This window comes from Microbacterium martis (genome assembly GCF_047246685.1).
In the GTDB taxonomy this organism is placed as follows: Bacteria; Actinomycetota; Actinomycetes; order Actinomycetales; family Microbacteriaceae; genus Microbacterium.
The window spans coordinates 163,761-179,298 of the sequence record NZ_JBFOKT010000001.1; the positions used below are offsets into that span (position 1 = coordinate 163,761).

Below are 15,538 nucleotides of genomic sequence, written 5' to 3' on the forward strand. Positions count from 1 at the left end.
GCCGCACGCGGATGCCGCGACCGTCTCGGTCGCGGCATCCGCGGGTGCAGCGGCTACTCGGCCGCGGCGGGCGGTGCTGTCTTCGCCGCGGGAGGCGCGGGCGGGGGCGGCGTCGTCGGCGACGGGGTGCGCGTCGGGGCGGGCGCCGCGGCAGCGACACCCTCGCCGATCCCGCGACCCACGGCCTGGCCCTGGATGATGCCGGCGAGGTCGAGACCGGTCGCCGAGTGCACGCTGTCGAACACCGAGCGCAGCGCCTTGGCGCTGTCGGCTCCGACCACGGTCGACGCACCGTCGTCGCCCGAGCCGCCGATGATCGACACGCTGCCGATGGCGGAGTAGCCCTTGGCGAACTCGGCCATGATCGACGGCAGCACCTCGAGCACACGCTGCGAGAGGAACGCGTCCTGGTTCGACGCGATGGCCTTGGCCTCGGCCTCGACGGCGGCGGCGCGCGCCTCACCCTCGGCGCGGATGGCCTCCGCCTCGGCGTTGGCGCGCAGGCGCCGGGCTTCGGCTTCGGCCTCGGCCTGGGCGCGGAGAGCGTCGGCGTCACCGGTCGCCTTGGCGATCGCGGCGGCGGCCTCACCGTCGGCGCGGGCCTTGTCGGCCTGCGCCTGCTGCTCCGCGATGCGGGTGCGGGCCTCGGCCTGCTTCACCTGCTCGATCGCCGCGGCCTCGGCGGCGCGCTCGCGCGTGTACAGGTCGGCCTGAGCGCGAGTCTCGGCCTCGTAGCGCTGCGCGTCGGCCACGCGCTTGACGTCGGCGTCGAGCTGAGCCTGACGGTTCTCTGCCTGCTGCTGCAGCACGGCCTGCTCGGCCTGGGCGCGCGCGAGGTGCTCGGCCTGCTCGGCCTCGGCCCGAGCGCGGCCGATCCCGGCGTTGGCGTTGGCGGTGTTCGTGTCGAGCGCGGTCTGCTCGACCAGGTTGGCCTCCTGATTGGCGATGTTCTTCTGGTTGATCGCGCGGTCGGCGTTGGTCTGCGAGATCTCGGCCTGCTGGCGCTTCGCCTGGATCTCGGGCGCACCGAGCGACTGGATGTAGCCGACCTTGTCGGTGATGCCCTTGATCTGGAACGAGTCGAGGATGAGCCCCTGCTCGGCGAGCTCCTGCGAGACGTCGGCGGCGATCTGGTCGGAGAACTTCTTGCGCTCGCGCATGAGCTCGACGACCGAGAGGGTGGCGACGATGCCGCGCAGGGCACCTTCGAGCTGCTCGGTGGTGAACTGCTCGATGGCCTTGTCCTGCGACGCGAAGCGTTCGGCTGCACGCCGGACGTACAGCGGGTCGGACCCGATCTTCACGATCGCGACGCCGTCGACGTTGAGGGTGACGCTGTCGAGCGACTGGGCCTCGGCGTTCAGCGAGACCTGGCGCGAGCGCAGCGAGATGATCTCGTGGCGCTGGGTGATCGGGTTCACGAGCGACTTGCCGTTCACGATGACCGTGACGGGAGAGTCCTCGAGCTCCGACCGGCTGGAGCCGTCTGGCGTGATCACCGCGCGTTGCACCTTCTGCTTGCGGCCGGAGATCACGAGAGCTTCGTCGGCCCGGGCGACCTTGATCCAGCTGCGTGCGAACAGCAGCAGGATGAGCAGGATGACGATGAGCGCGACGACGGCGATGCCGACGATGATGAGGATGCCGACGATTCCGGCGATCTCCATGGATGACCTCCCTGTTCCCCCGACGCGCGAGGATGCGCGCCTTCACCGTCCACCTTGCCAGATGGGTCGGCGGGGACGGGAGCCCGGGATCAGGCGCTGCGGAGCTTCTCCGCGAGGTCGCGCAGGGTGCGCAGCTCGTCGTCGTCGAGGCGCGACATGCGCGCCGCGATCGAGCGGCCGTGCACCGTGGCGAGGGCGCGGAACGTGCGCGCTCCGGCATCCGTCGCCCTGATCAGCGCGCCGCGGCCGTCGTCGGGATCGGGGCATTTCGCGACGAGTCCTCGGGTGACCATGCGGTCGACGAGCCGTGAGACGCTCGGCTGGCTGATCAGCATGTTCGCGGTGACGTCGCGGAGGCGAGCGGTCATCTCGGGAGCACGGGTGACGGTGAGCAGCACGTCGTATTCGGCCTGGGCGAGCTCGCCCTGATCGAAGTCGGCGGCCATCTCCTCGAACAGCTCGTGCTGCGCGCGGAAGAGGCTCTCCCACGCTTCCAGGGCGAGCTGGCGATCGGTCATGGTCACAGGATAGTGGGAACGGTAAAGGGCCGGTCGGAGAGGCTACCGACCGGCCCTTGTCCCTTGCACCAAGAGTGTCCTGCAATCACATGCGGTGGATGCCACAGCAAACATTCACCGTGTGATCACTGTATAACGGCAAGGTAACGAATGCAACGGTTTGATCACGGAAATCTCGACCTCAGTTGATGATCTCGCCGCGCTCGTCGGCGCGGATCGCCGCGAGGGTGTCCCGCCATTTCCGCAGGGCCTCCGGCGTCAGCCGGGTCCAGTCGAGCACCTCTCCGACGACGCGGATGGGCTCGCGGCTCCGATAGGAGCGCGTCGGGTTGCCGGGGAACTTCTTGTCGGTCACGTTCGGGTCGTTCTCGAACGCGCCGGTGGGCTCGACGAGATAGACGCGGGGTTCCGCCTCGCCGGCCGCCAGCTCGGCCGCGAGTCCGGCGCCGTCGCGCAGCGCCGTGAAATAGATGTGGTTCATCACGATCTCGGGCCGGTAGTTCGACCGGAAGCCCGCCGTCAGCAGGTCGCCGATCTGCAGGTCGGCCTTCGTGCCGTGGTAGAACGGCCCTTCATCGAGTGCATCGCTCATCACGACAGCCTAGAGTCGCGACCGCCCGGCACGAGGGCCGTCCTCGCGCCCGCGACGCCGGCCACGAGTCCGTCGAGGAGGTCGTCGTACGAGGTGCCGGCCGCGGAGACGAGGCGCGGGAAGTGCGACTCGCGGCGAAGGCCCGGCATGGTGTTGATCTCGTTCAGCAGGATGCCGTCGGGTGTGACGAAGAAGTCGACGCGTGCCAGCCCCTCCACGCCGACGGCGGCCGCGACGTCGAGAGCGGCGGACTGCAGATCGTTCAGCACGCGGTCGGCGAAAGTCGCCGGGATCTCGAGCCACCCGCCTGCGCCGGCGTACTTGTGGTCGTAGGTGAAGGCCGCCTCTCCATCGGGAAGGTGCACGAGGGAGGCGCCCGTGGCGCGCAGCCCGCCATGCGCGCCGCTCCACACGCCGATGCTCACCTCCTGTCCGACGACGAGGGGCTGCAGCAGGGCCGTCCGGTCGAGTTCGAAGGCATCGTCGAGGGCGGAGCGCAACGCCCGCCCGGAGGAGACGACGGCCACGCCGACGCTCGACCCTCCGGCCTCGGGCTTGACGATGAGCGGCCAATCCGCGACGCGCGCGAGGGCCGAGACGACGAGATCGGGGTCGGCGAGGAAGGCGCTGCGGTGCATCACCCGGGTCGGGATGGTGGGCACTCCGGCGAGGGCCGAGACCCGGGCCGTGGCGAGCTTCGACATGCCGATCTCGCAGGCGGTCGACGAGGCCCCGACGAACGCGATGCCGCGATCCTCCAGCTCGCGCTGCAGTCCGCCGTCCTCGCCCCACCCGCCGTGCAGCACCGGGAAGACGATGTCGTCGGGCTCGAGATCGTCGAGCACCTCCGACGCGGTGTGCGCGGCGACAGCCCCCTCGATCCACCACGACCCCGCGCGATCGATGCGCACGCTCGTCACGCGGTGACGCCGTGCGAGCGCGGCGGCGGCGTCGACACCCGATGCGAGCGACACCTCGTGCTCGGTGCTCTGCCCGCCCGACAGCACGACCACCCGGCTCATGCGTCGACCTCGCGTCGCGCGACCCGCGGTCCGATCGCCGTGAGCACCTCCTGCGGGATGGTGCCGAGAGCATCGGCCCACTCCGACAGCGAGGGCTCGCCCCGGGCGGGATCGCCCAGCAGCACCACTCGGTCACCGGGCATCACCGGGGCGTCGCCCGCTTCGATGACCGACTGGTCCATCGAGACCGCGCCGATGAGCGGGAACCGTCGACCGCCGATCGAGACGGTCATCGGATGCCGGTCGGCCGAGGCGCGTCGCGAGATGCCGTCGGCGTATCCGACCGGGATCAGTGCGAGCCGTGTGGCGGTGTGCACGGGCGTTCGGCCGTAGCCCACGGTCTGACCGCCGCGGGCGTCGCGCGTCTGGCTGACCCGGGTCTCCCAGGTGGCCACCGGTGTCAGCCCGACGGGCCTGTCCGGGACGGGCTCGATGCCGAAGATGCTCGCGCCGAGGCGGACGATGTCGAGCCGGGTGCGCGGATCGACCGTGGCTGCGAGCGAGGCGCCGGCGTGGCGACGCGGGGCGAGGCCGAGGGAACGTGCGAGGGCGAGGGCTTCGTCGAGCTGGGCGAGGGGCTCGGTGAAATGCTCCGGAGCGGCACCCGACAGGTGGGTCCAGATGCCGGCGACCGACACTCCGGGCGTCGCGGAGGCTGCCTCGAAGAGGGCCCGCCACTGCGCGCGCGGAGCGCCGGAACGGTTCATCCCGGTCTCCACCTCGATCTCGATCTCGGCGACCACGCCCGCCGAGAGGGCCGCCTCCGCGACGCGCGCGAGCTGCGCCGTCGATGTGGGCGCGAGCCTCACGCCGAGGGCGACCGCGTCGCGGATCGGGGCGTCATCGTGCAGCATCCAGGAGAGGATCGGCGCCTCGATGCCCGCTCGACGGAGTTCGATCGCCTCCGTGCACGTCGCGACGCCGAGCTCGTCGGCTCCTCCGGCGAGGGCCGCGCGGGCCGCGGTGACGGCGCCGAGCCCGAAGCCGCCCGCCTTCACGACCGCCATCACGGGGGTGCCGCAGCGGGAGCGCAGAAGCGCGGTGTTGTCGCGGATCGCGTTCGACGACACCGCGACGGTGGACGGTGCCGCGGGGCGGGTCGCAGGGAGCAGGAGGGCCATGCTTCCAGCGTTCCGCGCGACCGCGCGGCGCGGCATCCGCTCAGTGCCGTATCCTCGTCATCCGATGGGATGAGGTCGCCCGCCTGGTTCCCGCCGGTGCCGACGGTTCAGAGCACGATGTCGCCGTCGGAGTGCAACGGGCGCCACTGCGCCGCATGCACGCCCTCGTCGCGCAGCACATCGGCCGACGCGAGAGCGCCGACATCGACACCGGTGAGCGCCGCGACCTCGGCTATCCGCACCTGGAACGTGCGGAAGCCGGCGAGCGGCGGCGCCGAGACGATACCGTCACGCGTGTCGACCAGCTCGGTCTGATCGAGGACGAAGGCGGTGGCGCGCAGGCCGCCGGGCGTGCTCCACGCGACGACCTTCCAGAACCGGAGCGGGATGCGGATGCCGCGGTACGGCGGGTCGTCGGGCGCGAGGACGGGCGCGGTGAACACGCTCAGCCGCTGATCGGTGCTCTCGGCATAGGCGAGCACATGGTCTTCGAGCCCGAGCCAGAGGTCTTTCGACTGGTTGAAACCGGCCGCCTGCGGAGCGGCGTTCGGGTAGAAGAACGTCGCCTCCATCGCCGAGCGCGCCTCGGCGGCCTCGCCCCACCCCGGGTCGCGGCGGCGCACGAGATGGCCGCGGTCGAGGTCGTTCCGCGCATAGACCCCCGGTCCCGTCTGCGCGCCCGCGTCGACGCGCGGATCGAGTCGCCATTCGCCCTGGCGCGGGAGGTCGACCAGGCGCGCGCCGTCGACGTTCACCGCGGTCACCGCCGCGAGTCGTCGGGTCGGGTCGAGCAGCACCGAGAACCGCGGGTACGAGAGCGTGCGCACCGGCCCAGGAGGTCGGGGGATCGTGACCTCCGTCTCGAGGAAATCGGGATCGTAGCCAGGGATCATGTCACCAGGGTGCCTCACTCCTCCGACATCGCCGTCAGCCCTGCTCGCCGCTCGACACCTCCAGCGTCGGCAGCGACCTCAGCAGCTCCTGCGTGTAGGGGTGTTCGGGCTCGCGGAAGATCCGCTCGGCGTCGCCCTCCTCGACGACACGGCCGTCCTTCATCACGAGCACGCGGTCGCTGAGGTGGTGGATCACGCCGAGGTCGTGCGAGATGAAGAGGTAGCTGAGGCCGTATTCGTCCTGCAGGTCGACGAGGAGATCGAGCACCTGCGCCTGCACCGACACGTCGAGCGCCGACACGGCCTCGTCGAGCACGAGGATCTCGGGCGATGTCGCGAGAGCCCGCGCGATCGCGATGCGCTGCCGCTGCCCGCCCGAGAGCCGCAGGGGGAAGCGCTCCCGCACCGACGCGGGGAGAGCCACCTGAGCGAGCAGGTCGATCACCCGCTGCTCGCGCTGGCGGCGTGTCAGTCCGGCATCCGCCGGGATCGCGTCGAGGAGGATGCGCTCGACGTTCCACCGGGGGTCGAACGAGCTGAGCGGGTCCTGGTAGACGACGCCGATGCGGGGGCGCAGCGCACGTCGCTTCCGCTCGGAGACTCCGGACCAGGGCGACCCGAGCAGCCGGACCTCTCCCTCGTCCGCTGTCTCCAGTGCGAGCGCGATGCGGGCCGTCGTGCTCTTGCCCGACCCCGATTCGCCGACGATCCCGAGCGTCTCGCCGCGATGCAGGGTGAACGATACGTGGTCGACGGCGGTGCTGTGGCGGCCGTCGGGGGCGACGAACCGCTTGACCAGGTCACGCGCCTCGAGCACCGGTTCGCCGCGTTCCCCGGACGACGGCCGCGCCAGGTGCAGGTTCGGCACGTGGCGCTGCTGGGGCGCGAGGCGCTCGCCGCGCGTGTGTCCGCTCGGCACGGCGTCGACCAGGCTCTGCGTGTACTCGTGCTGCGGTGCACCGAGCACCTGCGCTGCCGCGCCCTGCTCGACGACCTCTCCGCCCCGCATCACGAGGATTTCGTCGGCGAGCTGCGCCACCACCGACAGATCGTGGCTGATGAGGATGATCGACGCGCCGCGGGTCTTCGCGTCGTTCAACAGCGACAGCACCTGCGCCTGCACCGTGACGTCGAGCGCGGTGGTCGGCTCGTCGGCGATGATCACCTCGGGGTCGAGCGCGATCGCGGACGCGATCAGCGCGCGCTGGCGCAGACCGCCCGACAGCTCGCCCGGCCGCTGCCGCGCCCGGAGGTCGGGCTGCGGCACGTCGACGGCCGCCAGAAGCTCGACGGCCTTCCGTCGTCGCGCCGCGCGGTCGCGCCAGCCGTGCAGCCGCAGCGCCTCCTCGATCTCGCGCCCGACGGGGCGCAGCGGGTCGAGCGAGACGAGAGCATCCTGCTGGATGAATCCGATGCGCCGGCCGCGGATGCCGCGCCACGAACGGTCGGTCTGGGCGGTGAGATCCGCGCGCTCCTCGAGATCCACACCACCGAGGGTGATCTCCTCCGCCTCGACGACCGCGCCGAGCCCGGTGAGCCCAGCCAGCGTTCGCGCCGTGACGCTCTTGCCCGAGCCGGACTCGCCGACGATCGCGACGCACCGCCCTGCGCCGAGTGTGAACGACACGTCGCGCACGACGCTGCGGGCCTCGCCGTCGCGCGTGAATCCGACGTGCAGGTTGCGGACGGTCAACCGAGGATCAGTCGCGCCCGCAGGCGTGGCGGATCGTGCGGGGAGTTCCACGACGCTCATGTCAGCGTCCCTTCTCGAGGCTGTTCTGGATGTGCGTGCCGATCGTCGTCGCCGTCAGCGCGAGCACGAGGATGACGAGACCGGGGATGAACGTCAGCCAGGGCGCCTGCAGGATGTTCGCCCGACCCGCATCCAGCAGCGCCCCCCACTCGGAGGAGGGCGGCGCGACGCCGAGCCCGAGGAACGACAGCCCCGATGCCCAGACGATCGACTGACCGATCGCCATCGTGAACACCGCGACGAGCGGGCGGATCGCGTTCGGCAGGACGTGCCGTCCGAGGATGCGCCACCATCCGTGACCGAGCGCGCGGGCGGCCTCGACGTAGCCGGCGTTCTTGGCCGACAGGATCTGCCCGCGCACCATGCGCGCGTATCCCGGAGCCGTGCTGACCCCGACGGCGACGACCTGAGTCCAGGGCGACGGCCCGAGGATCGACACGAGCAGCAGGGCGAGCAGGAGGTTCGGGAAGGCGAAGACGACCTCGATGCCGCGGTTCACGATCGCCGCGGTGACGCGGTCGCCGAGTGCGGCGAGTGAGCCGAGCACGAGGGCGGCGACCAGGGCGATCCCGGCCGCGCCGATGCCGATGAGCAGCGACTCCCTGGTGCCGTGCACGACGCGGCTGTACAGATCGCGCCCCGCTTCGTCGGTGCCGAACCAGTGCGCGAGCGACGGGGCCTGGAGCGCGTCGGCGAAGCTCTGCGCCGTCGGGCTGTGGGTGGCCAGCACGCCCGGCGCGAGGGCGGCGATCGCGAAGAGCACGGCGAGGACGATCGAGACGAGCAGCGACCCGTTCAGCCGCAGGCGGCGACGAGCGCGCGCCTGCGTCGTGATGGGGGCGCGGGACGGAGAGGGGGGTGCGGTGGTCATGACGTCTTCAACCTCGGGTCGATGAGCGTGTAGACGACGTCGACCAGGAGATTGGCGACGACGTAGAGGACGGCGACGAGCACGACGATGCCGGTGACGACCGGCAGGTCCTGCGCGCCGACTGCGGCGACGAGGGTCTTGCCGATGCCCGGACGCGAGGAGATCTGCTCGACGATCACGGCACCCGAGACGGTCGCGCCGAGCGCCCACCCCGTGAGCGTCACGGCGGGGAGGGACCCGTGCCGCAGCACGTGACGCAGGCGGATGCCGAGGTCGCCCATGCCCCGCATCCGCGCGCTGAGCACGAACGGCTGATCGAGCGCCCGTTCGTACTCGGCGCGGACGGACTGGCCCATGAATCCCGCGAGCGGGATCGCCAGCGTGAGCGCGGGCAGGACGATGCCGTTGACCCCGCTGCCGCCCATCACGGGGAACCAGCGCAGCGTGAGGGCGAAGACCAGCAGCAGCAGGATGCCGAGCCAGTAGGGCGGCAGCGCGGCGGTGACGGTGTCGACCGCCGAGCCCAGCGCCCGAACCCGCGGGCCGCGACCCGCGGTGAGCGTCACCCACACGATCATCAGCACCCAGGCGAGCAGGATGCCGGTGAGCGTGAGCACGAGCGTCGATCCGAACTGCTCGCCGATGAGGTCCCACACCGGCCGGAACTGCTGATAAGACGTGCCGAGGTCGCCGCGCAGGAGGCCGCCGATGTAGTTCAGATACTGAACGACCAGCGGGTGGTCGAGCCCGTACGCGTCGACGATCGGCGCCAGCTCCGCCGGAGTGCGCTCCTGCGCCTGGCCGGTGCGGATGTTGAGGATCGCGGTCGCCCGATCGCCGGGCAGGGCGGTCTGCGCGAGGAAGGCGGCGGTGGCCGCGCCCCACAGCACGACCAGGGCGCCGACCAGGCTCGACGCCAGGCGTCGGAGGCGGCGAAGCGTGGGCTTCGGGGCCACCGTCCGACCGGAGGAGATCCGGTCGGCCGGTCGCGCGTCACTCGACGAAGTGAGCGTCATAGAACGTCGGTCCTCCCTGTGCGTGCTCCTGCCAGGCGTCGCGCAGTCGCGGGTTGACCCCGAGGGTGCTCAGCCGGTCGTACAGACCGAACGAGAGCGCGTGGTCGGCGATGTACTCCTGCGCCTGCTGGTACAGGGCGTTCTGCGCCTCAGCATCCGGCTCGGAGTTCGCGGCGAGGATGATCGCCTCGAGGGCGGGATCGTCATAGAAGGCGCTGTTGGCGAAGTTGGGGTTCGCCTCCGTGTTGGGGCGCCAGTTGATGTAGAGGATGCCGGCGTTCACCGAGGTCCAGTACCCGGCCGAGATGTCGTAGGCGTCGCGTCCGGCGTATGTGCCCGCCCAGGTCTCGGACGGCGGCACGGGGATGAGGTCGACCTTGAATCCGGTGGCCTTCGCCTGCTCCTGCACGGCCTGGAAGATCGACGCGCCGTCGGCGTTGATGATGGTGCCGGCGTTGTAGGGGAACACGACCTCGAGGGTCTTCCCGTCCTTGACGCGGTAGCCGTCGTCGTCGCGCTCGGTCCATCCGGCCTCGTCGAGCAGCCGGTTCGCCGCGTCGGCGTCGTAGGCGTACCAGTCGGCGGCCTTCTCGCTGTACCCCGGTGTCGCCCTGCTCACCCCGCCGTTGCCCTCGAACGGGATCACCCCGTGGCCGATCGTGTCGACGATGCTCTCGCGGTCGAGGCTGAAGATGAAGGCCTTGCGCAGGTTCTCGTCGGAGAACGGCGCCCTCGTCGTGTTGAACGAGATCTGCTGAGGCCGGCCCGGGGTCACGTACTTGTGCAGGTCGTACTGCTCGCCCTCGAGCCCCGCCCATTCGATGGCCGGGATGTCGTAGATCGCGTCGGCCTCGCCCGAGCGCAGCGCCGAGACGCGGGTGACGCCGTCGGCGACGAACCGCCAGTCGACCTTCTCGACGTAGGCCGGACCGGTGTGCTTCGCGTTCTCCGGCCATGAGGTGTAGTCGTCGTTGCGCACGAGGATGACGTTCTCGCCGCGGTTCCACTTCTCGACGACGAAGGCTCCCGAGCCGATCGGCTGCTCGCAGTTCTGCTCCTCGGTGCGGGTCTCGAGCGCCTGCTGCGACTGGATGCCGAAGTATCCCTGGGTGAGGTTCTCGACGAAGCGCGTGTACGGGCGGGAGAGGTGCACGGCGACCGTGAGGTCGTCCACGGCCTCGGCCGACTCGTAGTATCCGCCGAGCCACACGGCGGCGGTGCTGTTGCCGCCATCGACCCAGTAGTCGAAGTTGTAGGCGACGGCCTCGGCATCCACCGGGGTGCCGTCGGTGAACTCGACGCCCTCCTTGAGGGTGAGCGTGTAGGTGAGGCCGTCGTCGCTCACGGCCCAGTCCTCGGCGAGCCATGGCACGACCTCGCCGTCCTCCGTCAGCGAGAAGAGGCTGTCGAGGAACTGGTAGGAGATGTACGCCTGCTCGATCCAGCCGCCGAAGAGGCACTGCGGCTCCTGCTGGTGGGCGTAGACGATCGTCCCGCCGTCGACGCGTTCGGCGTCGGCGGCCGGCGCGGCGACCGAGGCGCCGCCGCAGGCGGACAGGGCGAGTGCGATCACGGCCGCGGTGGCGGCTGTCGTCAGCGCACGGCGGGTCCTGGGTGCGTTCATGGAACTCGGGTGCCTTTCGTCGAATGGGGGTGTCCCAGCGATCATCCCGAGCCGTCCCTCGATGCACACCTCGTCCGTCACGCGACGCCCTGCGGCGTCACATTGCTTCATCCGACCTCATGCGACGTCATCGGAGGCGCTCCGAGCTCACCGTGCACGCGCGCGAGTGAGTGGCGGGCGCCGAGTGCCCGTATACTGGTCTCACCAAGGGGAGTACTCCGAAACGGTGAGTTCGTCATTACGGGTGCACGTCGCATCCCGGACCACCGGTTCCACCGAGGAATGGGGAAGACTTTGGCGGCGCAGTCGCGCCCCGAGTCTGGAGTCTTCACGTGGAAATCACCCCACTCATCTGGGTCATCACGATCGCCGTCACGATCGCGTTCTTCGTCTATGAGTTCTTCGCGCACGTGCGCAAGCCGCACGAGCCGTCGATCGGCGAGTCCGCCCGCTGGTCGGCGTTCTACATCGGCCTGGCCGTCCTCTTCGGCATCGGCATCGGCGTCTTCTCCGGCTGGACCTTCGGCGGAGAGTACTTCGCCGGCTACCTGACCGAGAAGGCGCTGTCGATCGACAACCTCTTCGTGTTCCTGATCGTGATGACGGGCTTCGCCGTTCCGAAGATCTACCAGCAGAAGGTGCTGATGATCGGCATCGTGATCGCCCTGATCCTGCGCGGCATCTTCATCGCCGTCGGAGCCACGCTCATCGAGAACTTCTCGTGGATCTTCTACCTCTTCGGTGCCCTGCTGCTGTTCCTCGCCTACCGTCAGGCGTTCAGCCACCATGAGAGCAACCCCGCCAACGGGCGCTTCATGACCTTCGTCCGCCGCCACCTGCCCGTCACCGACCAGTACGACCGGGACCGGCTCACGGTCGTGAAGAACGGCAAGCGCTTCGTCACGCCGATGCTGCTCACGATCATCGCGATCGGCTTCATCGACCTCGTCTTCGCGGTCGACTCCATCCCCGCGATCTACGGGCTCACCGACGAGGCGTACATCGTGTTCACCGCGAACGCCTTCGCCCTGATGGGACTGCGTCAGCTCTACTTCCTCATCGGCGGACTCCTCGAGCGCCTGGTGTACCTGGCCCAGGGCCTCGCCGTCATCCTCGCGTTCATCGGCGTGAAGCTCGTGCTCCACGCCATGCACGTCAACGAGCTGCCCTTCATCAACGGCGGCGAGCCGATGCTCTGGGCGCCCGAGATCCCGATCTGGTTCTCTCTGCTGTTCATCGCTCTCACGATCACCGTCGCGACGGTGGCCAGCCTCGTCAAGACACGTCGTGAGCCGGCATCCGTCACGCCCCCCACCACCACCATCGAGATCACCAAGGAGCGTTCTTGAGCGCCTCGCGCTGCCCCGACCCATCGGATCCTGACAGTACGAGCGCCCGGTCCACCCCGGGCGCGCACCCCGCTCTCGAAAGAGGCGCCCGCTGATGGGCGACCTGCTGTGGAACGTCGGCCTCGTGGTCGTGTTCGTGCTGATCGGCGGCGTCTTCGCCGCGACCGAGATGGCCCTCGTCACGCTGCGCGAGAGCCAGATCAACGCGATCGGTCAGCGCGGACGTCGAGGCGCGAAGGTGGCGGCCCTTGCCCGCAATCCCAACACCTTCCTCTCGGCGGTGCAGATCGGCGTCACCGTCGCCGGCTTCGCCTCGGCGGCCTACGGTGCGACGTCGATCGCCCCGTCGCTCGCCCCGGTGCTGGAGTCGTGGGGAGTGGCGCCGCCGCTGGCGCTCACGATCGCGACCCTCGCGCTCACGCTGGTCATCGCCTATCTCTCGCTGGTGCTCGGAGAGCTCGTGCCGAAGCGGCTGGCGATCCAGCGGAACGCGCAGTTCGCGTACGCGGTGGCACCGGCGCTGAACGGCTTCGCGACGGTCATGCGACCGGTCATCTGGTTGCTCTCGGTCTCGACGAACGCGCTCGTACGGCTCCTCGGGGGCGATCCGCACAAGGTCGGCGACGAGCTCACCGACGAGGAGGTCCGTGACATCGTCGCCTCGCACCAGGGGCTGCCCGACGACGAGCGGCGCATTCTCGACGACGTCCTGTCGCTGCGCGGACGGCAGATCAGCGAGGTCATGCGACCGCGCCCCGAGGTCGTCTCGCTCGACGAGACCTCGAGCGTGGCTGCCGCTCTCGCACAGGTGCGCGAACTCCCGTTCTCGCGGTACCCCGTCTCGGACAGCTCGATCGACGACATCACCGGATTCGTGCACGTCCGCGATCTCTTCGAGGTCGCGGCGGTCGATCCCGAGCGCCCGCTGCTCTCGGTCGTCCGGCCGATCCCGTACATCCCCTCCACCGCCCGAGTGCTGCCGACCCTGACGAAGCTGCGCGCCGACGGACACCAGATCGCGGTCGTCGTTGACGAGTACGGCGGAACCGACGGATTGGTGACGCTCGAAGACCTCGTCGAAGAGGTGGTCGGCGAGATCTTCGACGAGTACGACGATGAGGACGCCCTCTCGCACGACGGGGGGATCGACGGGCGGCTCAATCTGCAGGACTTCGAGGAGATCACCGGTGTCGCCCTGCCGCGCGGATCGTCCGACACCGTCGCCGGTGTCGTCACCGAGCAGCTGGGACGCCTCGCCGTCGTGGGAGACACCATCGAGGTCGGAGGAGCGACCATCCGCGTCACCGAGCTCGATCGGAGGCGGATCGCGCGGGTGCAGGTCACGTCGCGCGCCGACGAGCTCGGCTGAGGCGGCGGCCGCGGCGCCGGTCAGGTGGGGAACCGCACGACCGTCTGCGCGACCATCCCTCCCGTCGCACCGCTCGCGTCGACGTCGTGGACGGAGACCGTCTGACGTCCGCTCGCGGGCGGCAGGGGAAGGATGCCGGTCCACGCGCCCGTCTCGTCCAGCGTGACGACCACCGGGGGAGCGGCGGAGTCGATCGCGATCGCGGCGCGGGACCCGGCCGGACCCGTGAGGGCCGCCGTGACGACCGGGAGGCATCCGCGAGCGACGGGGTCGGATGAGACCGTGACGTCGATCCCCCAGCGTGGCAGTGGCGGCAGGGCGGTGATCATCGCCTGCGGATCGGCATCCGCCTCCTCCGGGGGTGACGGGGCGATCACCTCGTCGGTGACGGGCGCACCGAGGTCGGTCGCGGCCTCATCGACGCCGGCGGTCTCGTCAGTCTCTGTCGTGCTGTGCACGATCGGCGACGGATCGACCGCGCCGACCTCGTCCGCGATCTCCGGGCCGGGGGTCTCGACGACCGGATCGTCGGCCTGATCGTCGTCGGGGATCGACGGGGATTCGGGACCGTGCGGTGCGAGGGTCTCGGATGCGGGCGGAGCGGCGCGGTCGGTGAGAGATCTGGTCGTGGGCGGCGTCGACGTCGCCACCACGGTCGCCGGGTCGACGACCGCCTCGGGCGGTGATGGCGCGGAGAGCAGCAGCGTCCCGGAGACGACCACGGCTCCCACGACGCTGGCGGCTGACGCCCACAGCGCGGGCGTCAGCGTCTCGGATGCCGCCGCGAGCGACGGCAGCGCCGACGTCGCTGACGCGATTCCGGCGGCTCCCGTCGCCGCGGTCAGGGCGGCGGCCGCAGGTTCGGCGAACAGCGCAGGGGCGACCACGAGGCCGGCGCCGCCGGCGAGGAGGGGGCCCAGCGTGACGGCGCGGGCGAGGTGCCGCGCTTCGGCCGCCGCGGAGCGGCACGAGCCGCACCCCGCCAGATGGTCGCTGACGACACGGCACGCCCGGGGGGCGAGATCGCCGTGCGCGTAGGTCCCGAGCAGTTCGATGACGCGCTGGTGATCGGTTCCGGCCGGCGCCCGACGCAGGTGGGCGACGATCCAGGCCTTCCGCAGGCCATCGCGCGCCCGGTAGGTCAAAGCGGCCGCGGTGTTCGGACGCACGTCGAGCGCCGCGGCGATCTCGCGCGCCGGAAGCCGCTCGACCTCGCTGAGCCACAGGGCGTGCTGCCAGCGCTCGGGCAGGGAGCGGAAGGCCTCTCCGAGAGCGGCGGTGTTCACCATCCGGTCGAGGTCGACGGTTCCGATGTCGGAGATCGGCGCGTCGACCTCATCCCACGGCGTCGAGGCCGGGAGCCTGCGGACGGCCGTCAGCCAGGTGTTGCGGACGGTGGTCAGCAGGTACGGGCGGAAACGCTCCTCGGGTCCGCCTCCGGATCGCAGGAGCATCAGGATACGCAGGAAGGCGTCGGAGACCACGTCCTCCGGATCGGGGGGCGCGGCGCCGAGGCTGCGCGCATAGGCGACCGCGATGGGGGAATGGCGTCGCCACAACTCCGAGAAGGCATGGCGGTCGCCGTTGCGGCTGTGCCTGAGAAGCTGTGCGTCCGATGGCTCGTCGGCGGTTCCGGGTGGGATGTCCATGGGTGCCCTCTACGTCATGCGGCGACCTCGCCGTCGCCTCCCCTGTACTGCGACTATATACCGATATTCCTATTTCCTATATTTCGCAGCGACG

Annotated in this window: 13 protein-coding genes; 2 read left to right on the forward strand and 11 right to left on the reverse strand. The window is 70.4% G+C overall.

Annotated features, from left to right (window positions below; all coding sequences use genetic code 11):
• Positions 1–53 precede the first annotated feature (53 nt).
• The 10 genes from AB3M90_RS00805 to AB3M90_RS00850 form a co-directional block, all read right to left on the reverse strand.
• Positions 54–1,667, reverse strand: a complete 1,614-nt coding sequence (locus tag AB3M90_RS00805) for an SPFH domain-containing protein (protein ID WP_412949372.1) — start codon at positions 1,665–1,667, stop codon at positions 54–56.
• Between the two features lie 89 nt (positions 1,668–1,756).
• On the reverse strand, positions 1,757–2,185 hold the full coding sequence (locus AB3M90_RS00810) for a MarR family winged helix-turn-helix transcriptional regulator (protein ID WP_412949373.1): 429 nt from the start codon (positions 2,183–2,185) through the stop codon (positions 1,757–1,759).
• Between the two features lie 181 nt (positions 2,186–2,366).
• Positions 2,367–2,777: an NAD(+)--rifampin ADP-ribosyltransferase gene (arr, locus tag AB3M90_RS00815; protein ID WP_412949374.1), complete on the reverse strand. Its 411-nt coding sequence runs from the start codon at positions 2,775–2,777 to the stop codon at positions 2,367–2,369.
• Positions 2,777–3,799 (reverse strand): D-alanine--D-alanine ligase family protein, encoded by a 1,023-nt coding sequence (locus AB3M90_RS00820; RefSeq protein ID WP_412949375.1) that lies wholly within the window; start codon positions 3,797–3,799, stop codon positions 2,777–2,779. Before AB3M90_RS00820 ends, arr begins: the two co-directional genes overlap by 1 nt.
• Positions 3,796–4,920, reverse strand: coding sequence for an alanine racemase (alr, locus tag AB3M90_RS00825; RefSeq protein WP_412949376.1), 1,125 nt, complete (start codon positions 4,918–4,920; stop codon positions 3,796–3,798). The genes AB3M90_RS00820 and alr overlap by 4 nt, the downstream gene beginning before the upstream one ends.
• Positions 4,921–5,027: 107 nt before the next feature.
• Positions 5,028–5,813: a DNA/RNA non-specific endonuclease gene (locus AB3M90_RS00830; protein ID WP_412949377.1), complete on the reverse strand. Its 786-nt coding sequence runs from the start codon at positions 5,811–5,813 to the stop codon at positions 5,028–5,030.
• 34 nt (positions 5,814–5,847) lie between these two features.
• On the reverse strand, positions 5,848–7,566 hold the full coding sequence (locus AB3M90_RS00835; RefSeq protein WP_412949378.1) for a dipeptide ABC transporter ATP-binding protein: 1,719 nt from the start codon (positions 7,564–7,566) through the stop codon (positions 5,848–5,850).
• A gap of 1 nt (position 7,567) precedes the next feature.
• Entirely contained in the window at positions 7,568–8,437 is an 870-nt protein-coding gene (locus AB3M90_RS00840; protein WP_412949379.1) for an ABC transporter permease, read from the reverse strand.
• Positions 8,434–9,393 (reverse strand): ABC transporter permease, encoded by a 960-nt coding sequence (locus AB3M90_RS00845; protein ID WP_412949380.1) that lies wholly within the window; start codon positions 9,391–9,393, stop codon positions 8,434–8,436. The genes AB3M90_RS00840 and AB3M90_RS00845 overlap by 4 nt, the downstream gene beginning before the upstream one ends.
• 37 nt (positions 9,394–9,430) lie before the next feature.
• Positions 9,431–11,077 (reverse strand): ABC transporter substrate-binding protein, encoded by a 1,647-nt coding sequence (locus tag AB3M90_RS00850; protein ID WP_412949381.1) that lies wholly within the window; start codon positions 11,075–11,077, stop codon positions 9,431–9,433.
• Between the two features lie 332 nt (positions 11,078–11,409).
• Between AB3M90_RS00850 and AB3M90_RS00855 the strand changes: the two genes are divergently transcribed.
• Both AB3M90_RS00855 and AB3M90_RS00860 read left to right on the forward strand, forming a co-directional pair.
• Complete coding sequence (locus tag AB3M90_RS00855; RefSeq protein WP_412949382.1) at positions 11,410–12,426, forward strand: TerC family protein; 1,017 nt, start codon at positions 11,410–11,412, stop codon at positions 12,424–12,426.
• Positions 12,427–12,520: 94 nt separating this feature from the next.
• Positions 12,521–13,795, forward strand: a complete 1,275-nt coding sequence (locus tag AB3M90_RS00860) for a hemolysin family protein (RefSeq protein WP_412949383.1) — start codon at positions 12,521–12,523, stop codon at positions 13,793–13,795.
• A 20-nt stretch (positions 13,796–13,815) separates the two neighbouring features.
• Here the strand turns inward: AB3M90_RS00860 and AB3M90_RS00865 are convergent, their stop codons facing one another.
• Positions 13,816–15,444, reverse strand: a complete 1,629-nt coding sequence (locus AB3M90_RS00865; RefSeq protein WP_412949384.1) for a sigma-70 family RNA polymerase sigma factor — start codon at positions 15,442–15,444, stop codon at positions 13,816–13,818.
• Positions 15,445–15,538 lie beyond the last annotated feature (94 nt).